At 32.7% G+C, this 669-nt stretch carries 1 protein-coding gene; it reads right to left on the minus strand.

What is annotated here, in order from left to right; translation table 11 throughout:
* Nucleotides 1–495, minus strand: a 495-nt coding sequence (locus MTN96_RS36850) for a TolC family protein (protein WP_248534849.1), incomplete at its 3' end; no start/stop codon positions are given.
* Between the last annotated feature and the right edge of the window lie 174 nt (nucleotides 496–669).

Below are 669 nucleotides of genomic sequence, written 5' to 3' on the forward strand. Positions count from 1 at the left end.
AAGTCCTGCTTTTCGCTTATCTTCAATAATTCCAACGAGCGTTTGTAATTGATTTTCTCTTACTGAAAGTAACTGAGCCACCTTTTTTGCTGCTTGCCAATTAACTATTGCAGTTAAAGCGTTAGCCTTTTTAGAATCGAGTAGAGATAACAATTGTTGCTGGTTTGCATAAACACCAATTTCACCAATGCTTTTATTTGCTGATTGCTTATCCCAAAAATCAATCGTTTGACTGATACCAATAGAATAATTATCAAAATCACCCTCTTTTTCATAGCTTGCTTCAAGCTCTGGGTTATATACGGCTTTAGTTAAGCTCTTGGCTCTATGATTACTTGCATTAAGTAACTCTTTAGCCGCAACAACTTCGGGATCTTTATTTATTTGACTATCTAGCCATGAAATACTTTTCTGTTTGGCATAAGTGGCAACTGAAAAACTCACAGCCATACATAAAGACAGGACTAAACCTGCATTTTTTAAATATATATACATAAAAATTCTTAATTTTAAAATTAATAAACACGAAACCTTTATCCATTATTAAAGGATAAATAGGTCATTAAAAATTAATCTAATTAAGAAATGGGCGGACGAAGTATCGCTTCAAGAAAGGTACTTGTTTGATCAATTTGATAAGGCGTTTTATTGATAATGTTTAGTTTGCCC

Source organism: Pseudoalteromonas sp. 2CM28B, assembly GCF_023161935.1.